Here is an 18,852-nt window from a genome sequence, read left to right as displayed (position 1 = left end):
GGCTTACGCCCGTCCGGATGCCCCCGCAGCGGGCCTAACGATTCTCGGACGCCACCGCCCCGGATGCTGACGCGATCCTCACACGCAGGTCCCGGATCGCCACGTGCATCTCCGGAACGAGGCTGACACTGCCGTGTTGCTCGGCCGCCTCCAGGGCATCCGCCTGGTCGCTGTCGGCAGCCGTGAACCACGACGCGATCGTGACCCCGTGCCCCGGACGCGACAGCACCTCGATGGGATCCCCCGCCGTGATCGAGCCGGAGTGCACGACCCTCAGGTAGGCGCCGGGCAGTCCGGCCTCGGTGAACCGCTTGACCCAGTGCGCCTCGCCCATGCGCCGCTGGAAGACGGCGCACGGCATCCGCGGACAGGTCACCTCCAGCACGAGGCCGTCGCCGACCCGCCACCGTTCGCCGATCTCCGCCCCGTTGACGTCGAGCCCTGCCGTGCGCAGGTTCTCGCCGAACAGCCCGGGCGGGATGCTCCTGCCGAGGCTCTCCGCCCAGAATCCCGCGTCCTCCTCGGCGTAGGCGTAGACAGCCTTCGTGAGGCCGCCGTGATGTCTGCGGTCGGCCTGCACATCGCCGTGCACCCCGTACGGCCGAACGCGCAGCGGCACGGCGGAGGGCTGCTTGTCGATCGCCGTCACACCGACGTTGCCGGCATCCGGGATCAGTTTGTCGACACGGCACACCGCCAGCAGCTCACCCATGCGTCCCATCCTGCCGTGCGTGGGGCCCCGGATGCACGCGAGGGCCGAACTCGGCGCGCCGGCCTCCGCTCAGCGCACGCCCCGCATCATCCGGAGCACCCACGGGCTGATGAGGGCGAGCACGACGCCGATCGCGACCGCCACACCGCCGATGATCCCGAAGTAGACGCCCTCCGTCTCGGGCGTGTACAGCTTCGCGAGCTGTCCGGCCATCGCAGTGCCCAGGGCCACCGACAGGAAGTACAGCGCCACCATCTGGGCCTCGAACGCGTGCGGCGCGAGCTTGGTCGACGCCGACAGTCCCACCGGTGAGATCAGCAGTTCCGCGATCGTGAACACGAGCAGGATGCCCACCATCGCCAGCAGCGGCGTGCTGTTCTTGCCGCCGCCCGCCCAGAACAGGAACAGGAAGAAGGCGAGGCCCATCACGACCGTGCCCGCAGCGAATTTCAGCGGCGTGGACGGCTGCTTGTCGCCCCACTTCGTCCAGATCGCCGCGAAGACGCCCGACAGGATGATGATGAAGATCGGGTTGATCGACTGCACCCACGAGACCGGGAACTCCCAGCCGAAGAGATTGCGGTCGAGGCGCTCGTCCGAGTAGATCGTGACCACCGTGAACTGCTGCTGGTAGAGCGACCAGAAGGCGGCGTTCGTGATGAACAACGGGATGAACGCGATGATGCGGCTGCGCTCGACGGCACTCAGGAGCTTCGAGCTCAGGATGACGGCGAAGTACGCGATGGCCGCCACGATGACGAGGCCGATCACGATGAGGGCGAGGTTCTGCGCCGTGATCACGCGCAGCAGCACCAGCACGACCACGAGCGCGACGCCGACGAGCGCGATCACGATCAGCAACGGCCGGCGCGAGGCGGGCAGCGGGTTGGGGACCTCGCGGGCTTCGGCCGGCAGGCGCTTACGTCCGAACGAGTACTGGATGAGTCCGATCGCCATCCCGACCGCGGCGAGCGCGAAGCCCCAGTGGAAGCCGAGGGTGGTCTGCAGCAGCCCGGTGAGGAGAGGCCCGAGGAAGGCGCCGAGATTGATGCCGAGGTAGAAGATCGAGAAGCCGGCATCTCGACGACTGTCGTGCTCGTCGTAGAGGGAGCCGACGATGCGGGTGGCGTTCGCCTTGAGGCCGCCGCTGCCGAGCGCGACGAACAGCAGGCCCGCGATCACACCGGAGACGCCCGGCAGCAATGCCAGAGCCAGGTGCCCCGCCATGATGACGACGGCGCTCCAGAACAGCACCTGTTCCGACCCGAACATCCGGTCGGCCAGCCAGGCGCCGACGATCGTCGAAAGGTAGACCGCGCCGCCGTAGGCGCCGACGATGCCTGCGGCCGTCGCCTGGTCGATGCCGAGGCCGCCGCGCGCCGCGGAGTAGTAGAGGTAGATGAGGAGGATGCCCTGCATCCCGTAGAACGAGAACCGCTCCCACATCTCGACGCCGAAGATGCTGGCCAGCGGCCGCGGCTGACCGAAGAACGTCCTTCCCTTCTCCGGCGGCTGAGACTCCTTTTCACGCGTCGTCGCGTTGCTCATGCGCTTCATGCTTCCACTCGCCCGGCCGCAGGGGAAGGACCGGATGCGATCCCGGGTCGCGCGAGGCAGGAGATCAGCGGATGCGCGGCCTTCGGGTGGCCCGCGCATCCGCTCCCTGTCCGCCGGGCGTCAGAGCCGGGCGGACAGGTCTTGCAGAACGGCCTCCAACTGGTCGACCGCCCAATCCAGATCGGCGGGATCGACCACGATCGGCGGTGCCAGCCGGATGGTCGACCCGTGCGTGTCCTTGGCCAGCAGGCCGCGCTCCATGAGCAGTTCGCACACCTCGCGACCGGTCGCCAGCTGCGGATCGATGTCGATGCCGGCCCAGAGCCCCGCACCACGCACAGCCAGAACGCCGTGGCCGACCAGGCGCAGGAGTCCCGTGTGCAGGCGCTTGCCCAGCAGGGCGGCACGCTCCTGCGGCTCCCCTGTGGCGAGCATCCCGACGACCGCACGGCCGACGGCCGCCGCCAGCGGGTTGCCGCCGAAGGTCGAGCCGTGCTCGCCGGGCTGCAGCACCCCGAGCACGTCCGCGTTGCCGACGACGGCCGAGACGGGCACGATGCCGCCGCCGAGCGCCTTGCCGAGCAGGTAGAGGTCGGGAACGACGCCGACCAGGTCGCAGGCGAAGGTCGCGCCGGTGCGCCCGAGACCCGACTGGATCTCGTCGGCGATGAACAGCACCCGATTCGCGTCGCAGAGCGCCCGCACCGCCGGGAGGAAGTCGGCCGGCGGCACGACGATTCCGGATTCGCCCTGGATCGGCTCGACCAGCACGGCCACGGTGTTCGCGTCGATCGCGGCCGCGAGTGCCTCCGCATCCCCGTAGGGCACGGTGCGGAAGCCGGGAGTGAACGGCCCGAAGCCGTCGCGCGCGGTCGGGTCGTCGGAGAAGCTCACGATGGTGGTGGTCCGGCCGTGGAAGTTGCCGGCCATCACGATGATGTTGGCCTGGTCGTCGGCGACACCCTTCACCCGGTAGCCCCAGGCCCGCGCGACCTTGATGCCCGACTCCACCGCCTCGGCGCCCGTGTTCATCGGGAGCACCATGTCTTTGCCGGACAGTGCGGCGAGCGCCTCCACGAACGGGCCCAGCTGGTCGTTGTGGAACGCGCGGCTGGTGAGGGTGATGCGATCGAGCTGTGCGCGCGCCGCATCCAGTAGCACCGGGTTGGAGTGGCCGAAGTTCACCGCGGAGTACGCGGCGAGGCAGTCCAGGTAGCGGCGGCCGTCGATGTCGGTGACCCAGGCGCCGTCGCCCTCCGCGACCACGACGGGAAGCGGATGGTAGTTGTGCGCCGTGTGCTCCTCTTCGCGCTCGATGAGCTCGGACTGGCGCGTCGTCGTCACCGCCGGCTGGGGGTGGATGTGGTGGGCGACGGTCTCTGCGTCGGTCTCGCTCGCCGTCGTCTCGGCGGTGTCGAGGGTCTCGTTCGTCATGCGCGGTCCTTTCAGCGCCGGAGTTCGAGGGTGCAGCATTTGACGCCGCCGCCGCCGAGCAGGAGCTCGGAGAGGTCGACGCCGATCGGGTTGTAACCGTGTTCGCGCAGCTGCCGGCCGAAGTCGGCGGCACGTGAGGCGATCACCACGTTGAGCCCGTCGGAGAACGAGTTGAGGCCCAGGACGGCGGCGTCCTCGTCGTTCACGATGATGGCGTCGGGGTAGCGCTCGCGCAGGATGACGAGGCCCGCGGCGTCGAAGGCGCCGGGCAGGTAGGCGATGTGCTCCTGGCCGGGGGTGCTGTCGAGCACGGCGAGGGCGGTGTCGAGGTGGTAGAAGCTCGGGTCGACGAGGTTGAGGGAGATCACCTCACGACCGTAGAGACGGCCGAGCTCGCCGTGGCTGGTGCTCGTGCTGCGAAAGCCCGTGCCGGCGAGGATGGTCTCGCCCACGAGCAGGAAGTCGCCCTCTCCCTCGTTGACGCTCTCGGGCACCGCGACGTCGAACCCGTGGTCACCGAACCACCCCATGTAGGCGGGGCCTTCCGGCTGACGTTCGGGGTAGGTGAAGCTCGCACCGTAGGCGATGTTGTCGATCACGAATCCGCCGTTGGCGGCGTAGACCATGTCGGGCAGTCCCTCGATGGGATCGATGAGCTGCACCTCGAACCCGAGCCCGAGGTAGGTGCGGTAGAGCTCCTCCCACTGGCGCACGGCGAGGCTCGTGTCGGTGGGGAGTTGCGGGTCCATCCACGGGTTGATCCGGTAGACCACGGTGAAGTGCTCGGGCCGACACATCAGCACTGACCGCGTAGTCGCGGTGCGGACCGGGCGGGCGAGCCGGGACTCCTCGTCCTCGTGAATCATCGACATGGGGATAGTGTCACACACGAATGTCAGCAGATGTCCGTCGATTCGCGCACGATTCCGTCGCTGCCGGTCATTTCGCGGGTGATTTCTTGCGTGCATCCGGCGAGCCCGAGAACGGCGGCACTGCGCCACTACTCAACGGGCGCACGGAAACATCACGCAGGAATTCTGCGTAATGCAGCGCGGCGACGCAATGATCCGCCGTATGCTTGCGCGCGTGGACAACCTCGATCGCAGCATCCTCGACCTGCTCCGCCAGAACGCGCGTGCGGGCTACGGCGACATCGGCTCCGTCGTGGGCCTGTCGGCCTCGGCCGTCAAGCGCCGCGTCGACCGGCTCGTGGCCGACGGCGTGATCCGCGGCTTCACGATCCAGGTCGATCCGACCATCGACGGGATGAGCACCGAAGCCTACGTCGAGCTCTTCTGCCGCGGGACCGTCGCGCCGGACGAGCTTCTCCGCATCCTCTCCGCCGTGCCCGAGGTGGTCGACGCCGGAACCGTCACCGGAAGCGCCGACGCCATCGTCCACATCCGCTCCCGCGACATCCCGAGCCTCGAAGCCGCGCTCGAGAGAGTGCGGCTCGCCCCCAACGTCGACCACACGCGCAGCGCCATCGTGCTCTCCCGTCTCATCCACCGCGGCCACGACTGAGCGTCGCTTTTGTTCAAGCCGCGGGCGGCGGATGCGCGCAGCATGGTCCTATGACCGAGACAGCAGAAGCGAGCATCCACGTCGACGCGACGCCGGAGGCGGTCTGGCACGCCGTCACCGACCCGGCCGCCATCGCCCGGTACCTGTACGGAACCCAGGTCGACACCGACTGGAAGCAGGGCAGCCCCATCGTCTACCGCGGCGAATGGGAGGGGAAGCCCTACGAAGACAAAGGCGTGATCCTCGAGATCGAGCCCCCCACGCGCCTGGTGACGAGCTACTACAGCCCGCTCAGCGGCAAGCCCGACGAGCCGGCCAGCTACCAGAACGTCGCCTACTCGCTGGCCGCGGACGGCACGGGAACCCGCGTGACGATCACCCAGGACGGCTGCGCCGACCGAGCCGAGGCCGAACGGATGAGCGGCAACTGGACGATGACGCTCGAAGGGCTCCGAGGGGTCGTCGAAGCCGGTCGGTAGGCCGAGCCTGCGAGAACGTACAGCGGCCGTTCAGCGGACGCCCACGCCTTTCAAGCGCGGGCACGGCAAACGGTGGCACGATGAACCCATGAAGCTGCTCGTTGTTGAAGACGATCCGGACATGGGAGGCCTCGTCGAGCGCGGGCTCACGGCCGAAAGCTACGAGGTGACCCTGGTCACCAACGGCGTCGATGCGCTCATCGCCTTGCGCGGCGACAGCTTCTCGGCGGCCGCGATCGACGTGATGCTGCCCGGGATGAGCGGCTTCGAGCTCTGCCGTCACATCCGCGAGGCAGCCAACCCGATGCCCATCCTGCTGCTGACGGCACGGGATGCGATCGAGGACCGCGTGCACGGGCTCGACTCCGGCGCCGACGACTACCTGACCAAGCCGTTCGCCTTCGCCGAGCTCGCTGCGCGCATCCGGGCCCTGCTTCGGCGCGAGCCCAGCGGGATCCGCCCCCAGGTCACGGTCGGACGCCTCACCATCGACTCGCACGAGCACCGCGCCCTGGTCGCCGGCCACGAGATGCCGCTGAGCCGTCGCGAGTTCACGCTGCTGCGACTGTTCGCCACCAATCCCGACAAGACGCTCGCCCGCTCCGACATCCTCGAGACCGTGTGGGGAACGAGCGAGAACATCGGCACGAATGTGATCGACCAGTACGTGTCGTACTTGCGAAAGAAGCTCGAACTGGCCGGTGCCGGGCTCGCCATCGTCACGGAGCGCGGTCGCGGCTACCGGCTCGACGCCAAGAACGCCGAGGCTGCGACCTCGTGAGCCCCGGCGGGCCGAGGCCGGCCAGGACGCGCACGACAGTGCCCGGCCTGTCCCGGATGCCCGGATGAGGTGGCTGCGGCGGCTGTCGATCACTGCCCGCATCACGATCGGCAGCCTCATCGTGGCCACGCTGTTCGGGCTGGCCGCCGTCGAGGTCGTGCGACTGGGCGTGGCGTCGATCCTCCACAACGCCACCGTCACCCTGCTGAACAACGACGTCGCCGCCCCTGCGGCCGCTCTGAAGAACAACCCGGCCGGGCCGTTCGAGCTGCCGGGCGGTGGTCAGGAGCTCGCGATCGTGGGCGCGGACGGAGTCGTGCTCGACTCGACGCTGCCGAAGTCCCTCGACGCCAGGATCGCCCGGCTGGTGAGGCTCGGCGACGATCCGAAGACCGTTCAGATCGGCGACGACCAGTATCTGGTTCTGGTACGGACCGTTCCGACGACCGCCGGAGACATCCACGTGATCGCCGCGCGGAACGCCGAGACGACGAACCTCATCCTCGACCGCCTCACCGCCGCCCTGCTGGTCGGCGCCGGGGTGCTCGTGATCGGGTTCGGCGCCGCATCGTGGCTTCTGACCCGCGCCGCGCTGCGTCCGGTGAGCCGGATGCGCGAGCAGGCCGAGCGCATCGCCGACGTCTCCTCGACCGGGCTTCTCCCTGTCGGGCCGGCGCGCGACGAACTGGCGGCGCTGGCGAACACGCTCAACGAGCTCATCCGGCGCCTGCGCGCGTCGGCCGACCGCGAGCGCCAGATGGTGTCGGATGCGAGTCACGAGCTGCGTACGCCGCTGGCCGTCCTCCGCGGGCAGCTGGAGCTCGCCGAGCTCGACGCCGGCGACGCGAACGCCCTGCTCGCCGACATCCGGTCGTCGCATTCGACCGCTCTCCGCCTCGGCCAGCTCGCCAGCAATCTGCTCGAGCTGTCCCGCATCGAGGCCGGTCCGTCGAACGGTCGCACTGATTGGCGGACGATGACCGACGAGCTCGCCGACGCCATCGACCGCGCACGGCTGATCGCCTCACGCGCCGGTGACGACGATGAGCAGCGCGACATCTCGATCGACTTCGACTACCGGCCGCGCGAGCGCACGGCGGCCGACGTGCTGGTCGCCCTCTCGCCGACCGATGTGGGCCGGATCCTCGACAACCTGCTCGGCAACGCGATCACAGCCATCGTCGAAGCCGGGGGGCCGGGCGAACAGCTCGTGGGGTCGATCACGGCCGAGCTGACGGCCACGCCGTCGGAGGTCGTGCTCACCGTGCGCGACAGTGGCCCCGGTATGCCCGCCGAGTTCATCCCCGTCGCGCTCGACCGTTTCACGAGGGCGGAGGCGTCGCGCACCGGGCGGACCGGCGGCGGTCTCGGGCTTGCGATCGTCGGCGCGCTGGCGGGGTCGGCGGGGGGTGCGGTGGTGTTGAGCAATGGGGACGGCGCCGCCGGAGGCGGGGGTCTGATCGTCTCCGTGGTGCTCCCGTTGGTGGAGTCTCAGGTTGGAGAGAGCGGATGACCGACGAACTGGGTGCTGCCCTCGACGAGTCGTCGTCGGTGCCGCCTTTCGAGCAGTTGAAGCGACGCATCGTGGCGGGGGTGCGCGACGGCTCGTTGCCGGTCGGGATGCGTCTGCCGCCGGTCCGCTCCCTGGCGGACGCTCTGGGGCTGGCTGCGAACACCGTGGCGCGTGCCTACCGGGAACTGGAGCACGAGGGCGTGCTGGAGACGCGTGGGAGGGCGGGGACGTTCGTGTCGGCGGCGACCGATGCGGAGCGCGCGGGCGCCGAGGCCGCGGCCGTGTTCGCCGACCGCGCCGCGACGCTGGGGCTGTCCGCTTCGGAGGCGCTCGGGCTGGTGCGGGCCGCGTTGGAGTCGCGCCTACCGTAGGCCGACCGGGTTGGCGCGGCCGACCGGGTTGGCGCGGTCGACCGGGTTGGCGCGGCCGACCGGGCCGTCAGTGCCCGGAGCGGTCGGAGTCGACTCCCGCGTCGGGGCCCTGGTCGAGGGTGTCGATCGCGGCGTGGTCGTCGGCGTCGAGCGCGAAGTCGAAGACGTCGATGTTCTCTGCGAGGCGCTCCGGAGTCTTGCTCTTGGGGATCGCGACCAGGCCGTTGTCGAGGTGCCATCGCAGCACGACCTGGCCGGGCGTCTTCTGGTGCTTCTCGGCGATCCGGGCGAGCACCGGCGACTGCAGCAGGTCGCTGCCGGCGCCGAGCGGGCTCCACGACTCGGTGACGATGCCGTGCTCGGTGTCGTAGCGGCGCTGCTCACGGCGGGTGACGGCCGGGTTGAGCTGGATCTGATTGACGGCTGGAGTGGTGCCCGTCTCGGCGATCAGCCGGTCGATGTGCGCGGGCTTGAAGTTGGAGACGCCGATCGCCCGCGCCTTGCCCGCCGCGAGCAGCTTCTCGTAGGTCTTCCAGGTGGAGACGTATTCGTCGCGCCCGGGCAGCGGCCAGTGGATCAGGAGCAGGTCGACGTAGTCGAGGCCGAGCCGCTCGAGCGAGTCGCCGAGTCCGTCGAGGGCGCGATCGTCGCCTTGGTAGGTGCCGTCGAGCTTGGTGGTCACGAAGAGCTGCTCGCGCGGGATGCCGCTGTGTCGCACGCCCCGCCCCACGCCGACCTCGTTTCCGTATTTCGCGGCGGTGTCGACATGCCGGTACCCGAGTTCGACGGCCCGCACGATCGCCTTCTCGACCTCGGCGTCGTCGAGCGGCCAGGTTCCGAGTCCGAGCTGCGGGATGCTGCCTCCGGAGCCGAGCGGGATCGACGGGATCACTGTGGGCACTGGCTGCATCAGATGACGCCTTCCGAGAGTCGCGACGGGTTGCCGAACCGGTGGGCCGTGATCGAGATGGCCTGTTCGTGAACGAACGGTAGCACCTCGACACGTCCGGAGGCGGTGACCGGGTTGGCGTAGATCGCCACGTCGGGCGTGCCTCCCAGCGCGGCCGCGAGTGCGGATGCGTCGCCGCCGATCAGCCTGATGCGGTGGGCGTGCAGAGCGCCGGAGGCCGCCCGCGCAAGCCACTGCGCGTCGCTCTCCACGACGATCTCCACCTCGCGCTCGCGCAGGAGCTGGTGCATCGGTCGCGGCAGCTTGATCGAGGTGCTGACGGCGAACGGCGAACGCGCGACCGTGGCGGCGGCGAGTATGCGCAGCAGAGCCGGCAGTTCCGCGCCCTCGTTGAGGCGGATGGTCACCGGGACCGGCCGGTACCGGAACAGGTTGCGCTCGACGCCGACGCCGGAGACGTCTTTGACGAGGCCGTACTCGGTCGCTGCCGCGATCGCGTCGCTGAGCGCCGACCGCCGCACCAGGTCGAAGGCCGTGTGGTCCATCGCCGGCTGGCCCGACTCGATCAGGTCGGACACCCGGGGGTCGAGCCCGCGCAAGTGCAGGCTGGCGCTGGAACTGCCGGTCTCGGGCTGCCAGGAGCCCAGCCCCATCAGGTAGTTGGGGCCGCCGGCCTTCGTGCCGGCCCCCACGGACGAGCGCTTCCAGCCGCCGAACGGCTGGCGCTGTACGATGGCGCCGGTGATCCCGCGGTTCACGTAGAGGTTGCCCGCCTCGACCGTGTCGAGCCAGTGCGCGAGCTCGCCGGCGTCGAGCGAGTGGAGACCGGACGTGAGCCCGTACTCGATCGCGTTCTGGAACCGGATGGCCTCTTCGAGGTTCTTGGCGGTCATGATGCCGAGCACCGGGCCGAAGAACTCGGTGAGGTGGAAGTACGATCCGGGCTGCACACCGGTTCGCACGCCCGCCGACCAGAGGCGTCCGGTGTCATCGAGCTGCTTCGGCTGCACCAGCCATTCCTCGGATGCTCCCAGCGTGGTGAGCGCATGGAGGAGCTTGCCTCCGGCGGGTTCGATCAGCGGACCCATCTGGCTCGTCGGGTCGACGGGGTAGCCCACCCGCATGCTGGCGACCGCGTCGACCAGCTGGTGGCGGAAGCGATCGGATCGGGCGACCGAACCGACCAGGATCACCAGGCTCGCCGCGGAGCATTTCTGCCCGGCATGGCCGAACGCGCTCTTGACGATGTCAGCGACCGCGAGGTCGTAGTCGGCGCTCGGCGTGACGATGATCGCGTTCTTGCCGCTGGTCTCTGCGAGCAATGGCAGGTCGGGCCGCCAGGAACGGAACAGCTTGGCGGTCTCGTACGCGCCCGTGAGGATCACCCGGTCGACGCGCGGGTCGGAGACGAGGCGCTGACCGAGGTCGTTCTCGGCGACGTCGACGAGCGCCAGGAGTTCGCGCGGGATCCCCGCCTCCCAGAGCGCCTCCACCATGACCGCGCCGGATCGTTTCGCCTGCGGTGCCGGCTTGATGATCACTCCGCTACCGGCGGCGAGCGCCGACAGCACCGAACCGGCCGGGATGGCCACCGGGAAGTTCCACGGCGGTGTCACGACCGTCAGGGACGAGGGCACGAAGCGCGCTCCCTGCACCGAGTCGAGCTCGCGCGCACGAGCCGCGTAGTAGTGGGCGAAGTCGATCGCCTCACTCACCTCCGGGTCGGCCTCGGCGATCGTCTTGCCCGTCTCGGCCGCCATGATCTCGATGAGCCGATCGCGGTTGGCCGCGAGGGCGAGCCCGGCGCGGTCGAGGACCGCCGCACGCTCGAATCCGCTGCGTCGCCCCCACGCCTCGCCGTTCGCCCGAACCGTGCTGATGACCAATTCGAGCTGAGCGGTGTCGGTCACGGAGGCTCGCGCGATCGTGGTGTTTCCGAGTTCGGAGGTCGCCGATCGCGCAAGGATCTTGCGACCCCAGGCTCGGTTCGCGGCGAGCGAGGGATCAGTGTCCGCCGCGTTGTGGAACGGCGCCGACGCGGCATGCTCAGCGGAGTCGTCGACCTCGCCGTCTCCGCTGGACCCGCGCTTTAGGCCAAGAACCGCACTCGTCAGGCCTTCGACGTCGACGCTCACAGGCTCCGACGGGACCTCCGGGTGTGCGAGGGCCTCAGCGTCGAGGTCTTCCCACTCACGCGCGCGATCCTGACGCCGGTTCGGCAACGGAGCGGCTCCGCGCGGACCCTGTTCGGCCTCGAGGGCCGCGATCGACGCGAGGAAACGCTGCTTCTCGCGCTCGAACAGCGCGGGGTTCGACTCGAGCTCGAAGACCGCCGACATGAAGTTCTCTTCGCTCGCGTTCTCTTCGAGCCGGCGGATCAGGTACGAGATCGCCACGTCGAACTCGGCGGGGTTCACGACCGGCGTGTAGAGGAGCAGGCTGCCGACGGTCTTCTTGACGGCTTCGGCCTGGGCCGTCGCCATGCCCAGGAGCACCTCGAAGTCGACGCGCCCCGTGACCCCACGGCGCGACGCGAGCAGCCACGCGTAGGCCACGTCGAAGAGGTTGTGACCGGCGACACCGATCTTCACGGCGTCGGTGTGCTCGGGCGTCAGCGCCCAGTCGAGCACGCGCTTGTAGTTGGTGTCGGAGTCCTGCTTGCTCCCGTAGGTGGCCAGCGGCCAGTCGTGGATCGCCGCATCCACCCGCTCCATGGCCAGGTTCGCGCCCTTCACGACGCGCACCTTGATCGGCGCTCCGCCCTGCATGCGCCGTGCCGTCGCCCACTCGGTGAGCGTCTGGAGCGCGTCCAGTGCATCCGGGAGGTAGGCCTGCAGCACGATTCCCGCCTCGAGGCCGGCGAACTGCGGCTTGTTCAGGATGCCCGCGAACACCGCCATCGTCAGGTTGAGGTCGCGGTACTCCTCCATGTCGAGGTTGATGAACTTCGGCTTGGGCGACGACGCGGCGAGCTCGTAGAGCGGGGTCAGTCGCTCGACGACCCGCGCCACGGTCTCGTCGAACGACCACATCGACAGCTGGGACGCGATGGACGACACCTTGATCGAGACGTAGTCCACGTCATCCCGGGCGAGCAGGCTGCGGGTGCCTTCCAGCCGCCGTGCGGCCTCCTTCTCGCCGAGCACGGCCTCGCCCAGGAGGTTGAGATTGAGCCGTGCTCCCTGCCCCTGGGTGTCGGTCGGACGTCGCAGGTGCTCGATGGCAGGTCCGAGCTTCTGAGGCGTCGCGTCGACGACGAGGTGCCCGACCATGCCGCGCAGCACGCGACGCGCGACGGGGATGACGATCCACGGGAGCACCGGGCCGAACACCCCACCGAGCCAGATCGCGAAGCGCATGTACCAGGGCAGGAAGCCGGGGATCTTCTTGGCGACCCGCTGCAGGTTGTAGCCGGCCACGAAGAGGTCTTGCGGGCGAGCGACGCCGTCGACGAACCCCACCGCGAAGTCGAGGCCGTTCGGGTCTTTCAGCACGCCGGCGAGCCGCTCGGCCGCCGGGTCCTGCCGCGGCTTCGAGCCGTCTGCGTTCGGCGAGGTGCTCTCTGCCAGCCAGGTGCGAACCAGCTCGACTGCCTCTGCCGCGACCTGCGACGGGCGCGTCTCGACGCCATCCGTGGGATTGACCATGCTCACGACTGTATTCCTCGCTCTTCGGGGATGCCTGGGGGCGGCCGGATATGGGGAGAACTCGGCCTGTGGAGAACAGTGTGCGGCTAAAGTCGAATAAGCAGAAGCGAATGTTTCCGAACGATATCGTTCGGCACAACCGAATGAAAGAGGTCCGGATGCTCGACGTGCGCAAACTCCGCCTCCTCCTCGAGCTCCAGGCACGCGGCACCGTGACCGGAGTCGCCCAGGCGCTCTCCTACAGTCCGTCCTCCGTCTCGCAGCAGCTCGCCGCGCTCGAGAAGGAGACCGGCGTCCAGCTCCTCCAGAAGGTCGGGCGACGCGTCCAGCTCACGTCGCAGGCCGAGATCCTCGTGCGGCACACCGCCGACATCCTCGACCTGCTCGATCTGGCCGAGTCCGATCTCGCCGCCTCGCCGACCACCGTGACGGGAGTGGTCCGCGTCGCCGTCTTCCAGTCGGCCGCGCACGCCATCGTGCCACGCGCGCTGAGCATCCTGGCCGGCGAATACCCCGACCTCCGCGTCGAGATCACCGAGCGCGAGCCGGAGCGCGGCCTGTTCGAAGTGGCCGCCCGCGACTTCGACCTGGTCATCGCCGAGCAGTACCCGGGCAGCACACGGGGCCTGCGCGCCGGCCTCGACCGGGTCGAGCTCGCCACCGACGCCATCCGGCTCGCCACCCCTGAGGCTCCGGATGCCCGGGTGCGCGCGACCTCGCTGGCCGAGACCGCCGGCCTCCCGTGGGTCATGGAGCCGCAGGGCACCGCCGCCCGCACCTGGGCCGTGCAGCGCTGCCGCGAGGCCGGCTTCGAACCGGATGTCCGCTACGAGACGGCCGACCTGATCGCGCACATCCGTCTCATCCGGTCCGGTAACGCCGTGGGTCTCCTGCCCGACCTCGTGTGGGCGGGCGAGCAGCCGAGCGTGCGGCTGATCGAGCTGCCGGGCTCCCCGCGGCGCACCGTCTTCACCTCGGCCCGGCGCTCGTCGGCGAGCCGTCCGGGCGTGGTCGCGTGCCGTGACGCGCTGTCCCGGGCCGTCCCCCTCCTCTGAGCGCGGGCGGGAGCGCGGACGAGACCGCGGACCGAAGCGCACCTCCCCGCGCTACTAGGCTCTGAGGCATGAACGACGCCACAGCTCCCCTCACCGACGAGGCCGCTCCGGAGCCCACGCACGACGTGGTCATCGTGGGAGGCGGCCACAACGGACTGACCGCCGCCGCCTATCTGGCCAAGGCCGGGCTCAGCGTGATCGTCCTCGAGAGACTGTCCGTCGTGGGTGGGGCCGCCGTCAGCGCCCAGGCCTTCGACGGCGTCGACGCCTGGCTCTCGCGCTACTCCTACCTGGTGAGCCTGCTGCCGCAGCGCATCATCGACGACCTGGGGCTGCGCCTCTCCCTCGCCCGCCGGCGCTACTCCTCCTATACGCCGGTGCCGGGAGCCGCCGACGCCGCCGCGCTCCTCATCGACAACAACGACGCCGACGCCACGGCCGCATCCTTCGCCCGCATCGGCGCGGCCGACGACGCGGACGCGTTCACCGCCTTCTACGAGTCGACGGGCGAGCTGGCAAGCGCCCTCTGGCCGACGGTCACGGAGCCCCTCCTCACCCGCAGCGAGGCGAGGGCCCTCATCGGCGACGACGAGCTGTGGGATGCGATCATCGAGCGTCCCATCGGCGAGTTCATCGAGACCCGGCTCGCCGACGACCTCGTCCGCGGTGTGGCGGCGACGGATGCTCTGATCGGCACGTTCGCGAGCCTCGACGACCCCGGTCTGGCGCAGAACCGCTGCTTCCTCTACCACGTGATCGGTGGCGGGACCGGCGACTGGGACGTGCCGGTCGGAGGCATGGGCTCCGTCACCACCGAGCTCGCCCGTGTCGCACGGGAGGCCGGCGCCCGCATCGTGACCGGCGCCGAGGTCACCTCCGTCTTCCCTGACGGCACCGTCGACTACCGCCGCAAGAAGCACGACCGCCGCGTCGTCGGCCGGCATGTGCTCGCCAATGTCGCCCCCGACGTCCTCGACGGCCTGATCGGCGACGCGCTCGAACCCGGCCGCCCGCGGGCCGAGGGCGCCCAGGTCAAGGTCAACCTCCTGCTGAAGCGGCTCCCCCGCCTGCGCGACTCCACCGTCGATCCTGCCGCGGCCTTCGGCGGCACCTTCCACATCAACGAGACGTACACGCAACTCGAGGAGGCGTACGCGGGCGCCGTGCGCGGCGTGATGCCGGAGCTCATCCCGTGCGAGATCTACTGCCACTCGCTCACCGATCCGAGCATCCTGGACCCCGAGCTCGCCGCCACCGGCGCCCAGACGATCACCGTCTTCGGCCTGCACACCCCCGACCGCTGGCTCAACGACGAGAACAACGACGCCACCCGCGACCGCCTGCAGGCCGCCGTGCTCGCCTCGCTCAACTCGGTGCTCGCCGAACCGATCGAAGACCTCCTCCTCACCGACGCCAACGGCGACCCGTGCATCGAGACGAAGACGACACGCGACCTCGAGCGGGCGCTCAACATGCCCGGCGGCAACATCTTCCACGGCCCGCTGTCATGGCCGTTCGCCGAAGACGACGACGAGCTCGCCACGCCCGCCCAGCGCTGGGGTGTCGCCACCCGGCACCCGCGCATCCTGCTCTGCGGAGCCGGGGCACGCCGGGGCGGCGCGGTCAGCGGGCTGGGCGGTCACAACGCGGCCATGGCCGTGCTCGAATCCTGAATCCCCGGTGAGCGCCTCCGAGCCGATCTGAGAGGAATCGCACGCCCGCCTCTGCCGGAATGACGGCGACGTGACTAGTGTGAGGATTCAGCGGGAGGTTCAACATGATGCCGCAACCGACAGGTCGACTCGTTCGCAAAGACGACGGGGTCTACGTGGTCCTCGACAGGATCTTCAAGGCTCCGATCGAAGACGTCTGGGCGTATTTCTCACGATCGCCCCGGCTCGCCGAATGGGTCGGCGAGTACACGGGACGCCCCGAGACGGGCGCTGTGAGATTCCGGATGACCGCCGAAGGCGACGACGCCCCCTGGGAGAACGTCTCCATCCTCGAATGCGTGGCGCCGCACAAGTTCGCCGCCGACGTCGGTCCCGCCGGCGACTCCTGGCGGATGTACTGGCATCTCACCGAGTCCAGCGGCCACACGACGCTCACCTTCGCCCAGCGGCTGCGCTCCCTGACCGAGGAGGCCGACGTCGGCGTCGGCTGGGACTACTACCTCGACCGCTTGATCGCCGCTCGGGCCGGGCGGCCGATGCCCGACTGGAACGACTACTACCCGGCGATGCTCGAGCACTACGAGAACCTCTGCCGCGAAGTCAACCACGACCTCCGCGCCGAGCAGGCTGCCGTGCACGCCGTCGACCGAGGCAACGGCACCACGGGCTGACCCGCTTCCTCGGCGTCAGTGCCAGCGGTGATCCTGCACGGCAAGCCGGGGGCCGCGCCGCTGGAAGCGGTGCCCGCTCGCGAGGATCAGCCGGATCACCCGCTGCCGCTGCCCCCTCCAGGGCTCGAGCAGTTCGAGCATCCCGTCGTCGTCGACGCGTCGGCCGATGAGTGCCTCCCCCACATAGTGCGCGAGGTGGTAGTCGCCGACGCTCACCGCATCCGAGTCCGCGTGGGAGCGCTGCAGCGTCTCGGCGGCCGTCCACACCCCGATCCCGGTCACCGTTCGGAGCGCGCGGGCGGCATCCGTCAGCGTCTCGGCGCGATCCGTCGCACGCTCCAGGGAACCCGCCACGGCGAGCGCCGACCTGACCGTTCGCGCGCGGCCCGGGTCGACGCCGGCTCGATGCCATTCCCACGACGGGATGCCCCGCCACTGCTCCACGGTCGGCACCACGCGCAACTCCACGGGGCCGGGGCCGGGCGCCCCCTCCCCGTACCAGCGGATCAGCCGCGCCCACGAGTTGTACGCCTCGAGGCTGGTCACGCGCTGCTCGATGATCGCCGGGATGAGCGCCTCCAGCAGCCGTCCGGTCCGGGTGAGCCGCAGGCCGGGGTTGCGTCGCCGGCTGTCGTGCAGCAGCGGGGTGCCGCGCACGTCGAGCGTGCCCCAGTCGTCGCCGCGGCCGAGCAGCCCCGGGACCGCCTCGATCGCCCACTCCGCGCCGTCGCCCCACGCGGCAGCCGCGATGGAACCGTCGGCTGCGGGGTGCCGGATGCGCACCGTCGCCGATCCCGCCGGCGTGCGGAACGTGCGCCACACGCCCGTCGCGTCCCAGACGGTCGTCGGATCGTAGGGACCGCGACCGAGGATGCCGAGCGTCGCCCGCACGTCCACCGGCTCGCTCGGCGCGTAGACGGTGGACGCAGCCGGAGCAGCCGGAGCAGCCGGAGCACGCTGAGCGTCCGTCGCCCGCAGGCCGGAAGCAGGCGGCGTCGCGGTGGTCATGCTGGAATGCTACGTCAGGCCGCCGTGCATCCCCCGACCTCTTCCCCATGTCGGTCGCCTCCTCTACTCTCGCCCCATGGGGAAATCACTGACAGAAGAATCGGTCGCGCCTGTGCGCGACGCCATCGGGGGCACGGTCTACCTGCGGGGAGACGAAGGGCTCGCGGCCGAAGTGGCCTGCTTCAATCCGGCCATCCGGCACGATCCGGAGGTCGTTGTCGCGGTCGCGTCCGAAGCCGACGTCGCCGAGGCGCTGCGTTTCGCCCGCGAGAACGGGCTCGGCGTGCGCATCCAGGCCACCGGACACGGCTCCGAGACGCCGATCACCGACGGACTCATCATCTCGACTCGTGCTCTCGATTCGCTCGAGATCGACCCGGATGCCCGGCTCGCCCGCATCGGCGCCGGCGTGCGCTGGGCTCCGGTCATCGCCGCCGCCGCTGAGTTCGGCCTCGCACCGATCACCGGATCGTCCACCAGCGTCGGGGCCGTCGGCTACACGCTCGGCGGTGGCCTCGGGCCGCTCGCGCGCAGTCACGGCTTCACCGCCGACTGGGTGCGCGGCTTCCGCGTGGTCACGGCCGACGGCGAGCTCGTCACCGCCGACGACACGACCAACCCGGAGCTGTTCTGGGCGCTTCGCGGCGGCAAGGGCGGGCTGGGTGTCGTCACGGAGATGACGCTCGAGCTCGTGCCGCTCCGCACGCTCTACGCCGGCAGCGTCTTCTTCGAGGGCGATGCGGTCGAGCCGGCCTTTCAGGCGTGGATCGACTGGTCGGCCGCGCTTCCGGATGAGGCGACCACCTCGGCCGTGTTCCTCCAGATTCCCGACATGGAGGGTCCGCCGCCGCCACTGCGCGGACGCTTCGTGTTCAGCGTGCGCTTCGCGTATCCGGGAGCCGCCGCGGAGGGCGAGCGTCTGTTCGCGCCGGTGCGAGCAGCGGCGCCGGTGTACCTCGACTTCGTCGGCGAGATGCCGGCCACGGCCGTCGCGACGATCCACAACGACCCCGAGCAGGGCGCCCCGAGCTGGATCCGCGGCCTGATGCTCGACTCGTTCGACCAGCAGGCGGGAGACGCCCTGTTCGACCTGATCAAGCCCGGCTCCGATTCACCCTTCCTCGCGGTGGAGATCCGCCAGCTCGGCGGTGCGACCACGCGCGACACCGCCGACGGCACCGCGGTCGGCGGCCGGGACAGCACGCACACGCTGTCCACGCTCGCCGCGGATCCCGGAACGTTCGCCGAGCTCGCACCGGCACGCGCCGCGCAGATCGCCGAGGTGGTGTCCGACCGGATCTCGACCGTCACCAACGTCAACTGGTCGGCAGGGCTCGCCGACAAGGCCGCATTCGAGAAGACCTGGCCGCCGGCCGTGTTCGACCGTCTCGCCCGGGTGCGCTCCGATTGGGACCCGCAGGGCGTGTTCCCGTTCGAGCCGCGCTAACCGCCGCCGCATCCGGGCCCTCCCGCGATCGAGTCCGGACTTGCTGGGTCGAATCGCGCGATTTCGACCC

The 18,852-nt window shown here is 70.0% G+C and carries 16 protein-coding genes; 9 read left to right on the top strand and 7 right to left on the bottom strand.

Features of this window, described 5'->3' with window-relative positions; translation table 11 throughout:
• Nucleotides 1–34: 34 nt before the first annotated feature.
• The 4 genes from ACFVV5_RS18240 to ddaH form a co-directional block, all read right to left on the bottom strand.
• Nucleotides 35–712: an MOSC domain-containing protein gene (locus tag ACFVV5_RS18240; protein WP_387246955.1), complete on the bottom strand. Its 678-nt coding sequence runs from the start codon at nucleotides 710–712 to the stop codon at nucleotides 35–37.
• Between the two features lie 69 nt (nucleotides 713–781).
• Nucleotides 782–2,260 (bottom strand): peptide MFS transporter, encoded by a 1,479-nt coding sequence (locus ACFVV5_RS18235; RefSeq protein ID WP_387246953.1) that lies wholly within the window; start codon nucleotides 2,258–2,260, stop codon nucleotides 782–784.
• Between the two features lie 129 nt (nucleotides 2,261–2,389).
• Nucleotides 2,390–3,703 carry an ornithine--oxo-acid transaminase gene (rocD, locus tag ACFVV5_RS18230; RefSeq protein ID WP_387246951.1) on the bottom strand — a complete coding sequence of 438 codons (1,314 nt, stop codon included), beginning with the start codon at nucleotides 3,701–3,703 and terminating at the stop codon, nucleotides 2,390–2,392.
• Between the two features lie 11 nt (nucleotides 3,704–3,714).
• A complete protein-coding gene (gene ddaH, locus ACFVV5_RS18225; RefSeq protein ID WP_387247041.1) occupies nucleotides 3,715–4,569 on the bottom strand; it encodes a dimethylargininase in 855 nt (284 codons plus the stop codon).
• 220 nt (nucleotides 4,570–4,789) lie between these two features.
• Here ddaH and ACFVV5_RS18220 point away from each other — a divergent pair, with 220 nt between their 5' ends.
• The 5 genes from ACFVV5_RS18220 (at nucleotide 4,790) to ACFVV5_RS18200 (ending at nucleotide 8,371) form a co-directional block, all read left to right on the top strand.
• Nucleotides 4,790–5,227, top strand: a complete 438-nt coding sequence (locus ACFVV5_RS18220; RefSeq protein ID WP_271176720.1) for an Lrp/AsnC family transcriptional regulator — start codon at nucleotides 4,790–4,792, stop codon at nucleotides 5,225–5,227.
• A gap of 50 nt (nucleotides 5,228–5,277) precedes the next feature.
• Nucleotides 5,278–5,706: an SRPBCC family protein gene (locus ACFVV5_RS18215; RefSeq protein WP_387246949.1), complete on the top strand. Its 429-nt coding sequence runs from the start codon at nucleotides 5,278–5,280 to the stop codon at nucleotides 5,704–5,706.
• Between the two features lie 88 nt (nucleotides 5,707–5,794).
• Nucleotides 5,795–6,487: a response regulator transcription factor gene (locus tag ACFVV5_RS18210; protein ID WP_387246947.1), complete on the top strand. Its 693-nt coding sequence runs from the start codon at nucleotides 5,795–5,797 to the stop codon at nucleotides 6,485–6,487.
• 64 nt (nucleotides 6,488–6,551) lie between these two features.
• The gene (locus ACFVV5_RS18205) at nucleotides 6,552–8,000 is read left to right on the top strand and encodes a sensor histidine kinase (protein ID WP_387246945.1); all 1,449 of its coding nucleotides are present in this window, start codon (nucleotides 6,552–6,554) and stop codon (nucleotides 7,998–8,000) included.
• A complete protein-coding gene (locus tag ACFVV5_RS18200) occupies nucleotides 7,997–8,371 on the top strand; it encodes a GntR family transcriptional regulator (RefSeq protein WP_387246943.1) in 375 nt (124 codons plus the stop codon). The genes ACFVV5_RS18205 and ACFVV5_RS18200 overlap by 4 nt, the downstream gene beginning before the upstream one ends.
• 67 nt (nucleotides 8,372–8,438) lie before the next feature.
• Here ACFVV5_RS18200 and ACFVV5_RS18195 read toward each other — a convergent pair whose 3' ends face one another.
• A complete protein-coding gene (locus ACFVV5_RS18195) occupies nucleotides 8,439–9,281 on the bottom strand; it encodes an aldo/keto reductase (protein WP_387246941.1) in 843 nt (280 codons plus the stop codon).
• Complete coding sequence (locus ACFVV5_RS18190; RefSeq protein WP_387246939.1) at nucleotides 9,281–12,928, bottom strand: proline dehydrogenase family protein; 3,648 nt, start codon at nucleotides 12,926–12,928, stop codon at nucleotides 9,281–9,283. The genes ACFVV5_RS18195 and ACFVV5_RS18190 overlap by 1 nt, the downstream gene beginning before the upstream one ends.
• Before the next feature lie 158 nt (nucleotides 12,929–13,086).
• On the opposite strand from ACFVV5_RS18190, the gene ACFVV5_RS18185 reads away from it, so the two are divergent.
• The 3 genes from ACFVV5_RS18185 to ACFVV5_RS18175 all read left to right on the top strand — a co-directional run bounded on the left by ACFVV5_RS18185 (nucleotide 13,087) and on the right by ACFVV5_RS18175 (nucleotide 16,327).
• Nucleotides 13,087–13,983 carry a LysR family transcriptional regulator gene (locus ACFVV5_RS18185; RefSeq protein ID WP_387247039.1) on the top strand — a complete coding sequence of 299 codons (897 nt, stop codon included), beginning with the start codon at nucleotides 13,087–13,089 and terminating at the stop codon, nucleotides 13,981–13,983.
• A 68-nt stretch (nucleotides 13,984–14,051) separates the two neighbouring features.
• A complete protein-coding gene (locus ACFVV5_RS18180; protein ID WP_387246937.1) occupies nucleotides 14,052–15,656 on the top strand; it encodes a phytoene desaturase family protein in 1,605 nt (534 codons plus the stop codon).
• Nucleotides 15,657–15,763: 107 nt separating this feature from the next.
• Nucleotides 15,764–16,327 carry an SRPBCC family protein gene (locus ACFVV5_RS18175; protein ID WP_387246935.1) on the top strand — a complete coding sequence of 188 codons (564 nt, stop codon included), beginning with the start codon at nucleotides 15,764–15,766 and terminating at the stop codon, nucleotides 16,325–16,327.
• A gap of 15 nt (nucleotides 16,328–16,342) precedes the next feature.
• Here ACFVV5_RS18175 and ACFVV5_RS18170 read toward each other — a convergent pair whose 3' ends face one another.
• Nucleotides 16,343–17,335: a DNA-3-methyladenine glycosylase family protein gene (locus tag ACFVV5_RS18170; RefSeq protein ID WP_387246933.1), complete on the bottom strand. Its 993-nt coding sequence runs from the start codon at nucleotides 17,333–17,335 to the stop codon at nucleotides 16,343–16,345.
• 76 nt (nucleotides 17,336–17,411) lie between these two features.
• On the opposite strand from ACFVV5_RS18170, the gene ACFVV5_RS18165 reads away from it, so the two are divergent.
• Nucleotides 17,412–18,782, top strand: a complete 1,371-nt coding sequence (locus ACFVV5_RS18165; protein WP_387246931.1) for an FAD-binding oxidoreductase — start codon at nucleotides 17,412–17,414, stop codon at nucleotides 18,780–18,782.
• The last annotated feature ends 70 nt before the right edge of the window (nucleotides 18,783–18,852 follow it).

This window comes from Leifsonia sp. NPDC058248 (genome assembly GCF_042881905.1).
GTDB lineage: Bacteria > Actinomycetota > Actinomycetes > Actinomycetales > Microbacteriaceae > Leifsonia.
This window is presented reverse-complemented; position numbering and strand designations above follow the sequence as displayed.

What these genes read in the sequence shown, in the direction of transcription:
- ACFVV5_RS18240 (WP_387246955.1), bottom strand. Translation starts at nt 712, where the DNA reads ATGGGTGAGCTGCTGGCGGTGTGCCGTGTCGACAAACTGATCCCGGAT.
- ACFVV5_RS18235 (WP_387246953.1), bottom strand. Translation starts at nt 2,260, where the DNA reads ATGAGCAACGCGACGACGCGTGAAAAGGAGTCTCAGCCGCCGGAGAAG.
- rocD (WP_387246951.1), bottom strand. Translation starts at nt 3,703, where the DNA reads ATGACGAACGAGACCCTCGACACCGCCGAGACGACGGCGAGCGAGACC.
- ddaH (WP_387247041.1), bottom strand. Translation starts at nt 4,569, where the DNA reads ATGATTCACGAGGACGAGGAGTCCCGGCTCGCCCGCCCGGTCCGCACC.
- ACFVV5_RS18215 (WP_387246949.1), top strand. Translation starts at nt 5,278, where the DNA reads ATGACCGAGACAGCAGAAGCGAGCATCCACGTCGACGCGACGCCGGAG.
- ACFVV5_RS18210 (WP_387246947.1), top strand. Translation starts at nt 5,795, where the DNA reads ATGAAGCTGCTCGTTGTTGAAGACGATCCGGACATGGGAGGCCTCGTC.
- ACFVV5_RS18205 (WP_387246945.1), top strand. Translation starts at nt 6,552, where the DNA reads ATGAGGTGGCTGCGGCGGCTGTCGATCACTGCCCGCATCACGATCGGC.
- ACFVV5_RS18200 (WP_387246943.1), top strand. Translation starts at nt 7,997, where the DNA reads ATGACCGACGAACTGGGTGCTGCCCTCGACGAGTCGTCGTCGGTGCCG.
- ACFVV5_RS18195 (WP_387246941.1), bottom strand. Translation starts at nt 9,281, where the DNA reads ATGCAGCCAGTGCCCACAGTGATCCCGTCGATCCCGCTCGGCTCCGGA.
- ACFVV5_RS18190 (WP_387246939.1), bottom strand. Translation starts at nt 12,928, where the DNA reads ATGGTCAATCCCACGGATGGCGTCGAGACGCGCCCGTCGCAGGTCGCG.
- ACFVV5_RS18185 (WP_387247039.1), top strand. Translation starts at nt 13,087, where the DNA reads ATGCTCGACGTGCGCAAACTCCGCCTCCTCCTCGAGCTCCAGGCACGC.
- ACFVV5_RS18180 (WP_387246937.1), top strand. Translation starts at nt 14,052, where the DNA reads ATGAACGACGCCACAGCTCCCCTCACCGACGAGGCCGCTCCGGAGCCC.
- ACFVV5_RS18175 (WP_387246935.1), top strand. Translation starts at nt 15,764, where the DNA reads ATGCCGCAACCGACAGGTCGACTCGTTCGCAAAGACGACGGGGTCTAC.
- ACFVV5_RS18170 (WP_387246933.1), bottom strand. Translation starts at nt 17,335, where the DNA reads ATGACCACCGCGACGCCGCCTGCTTCCGGCCTGCGGGCGACGGACGCT.
- ACFVV5_RS18165 (WP_387246931.1), top strand. Translation starts at nt 17,412, where the DNA reads ATGGGGAAATCACTGACAGAAGAATCGGTCGCGCCTGTGCGCGACGCC.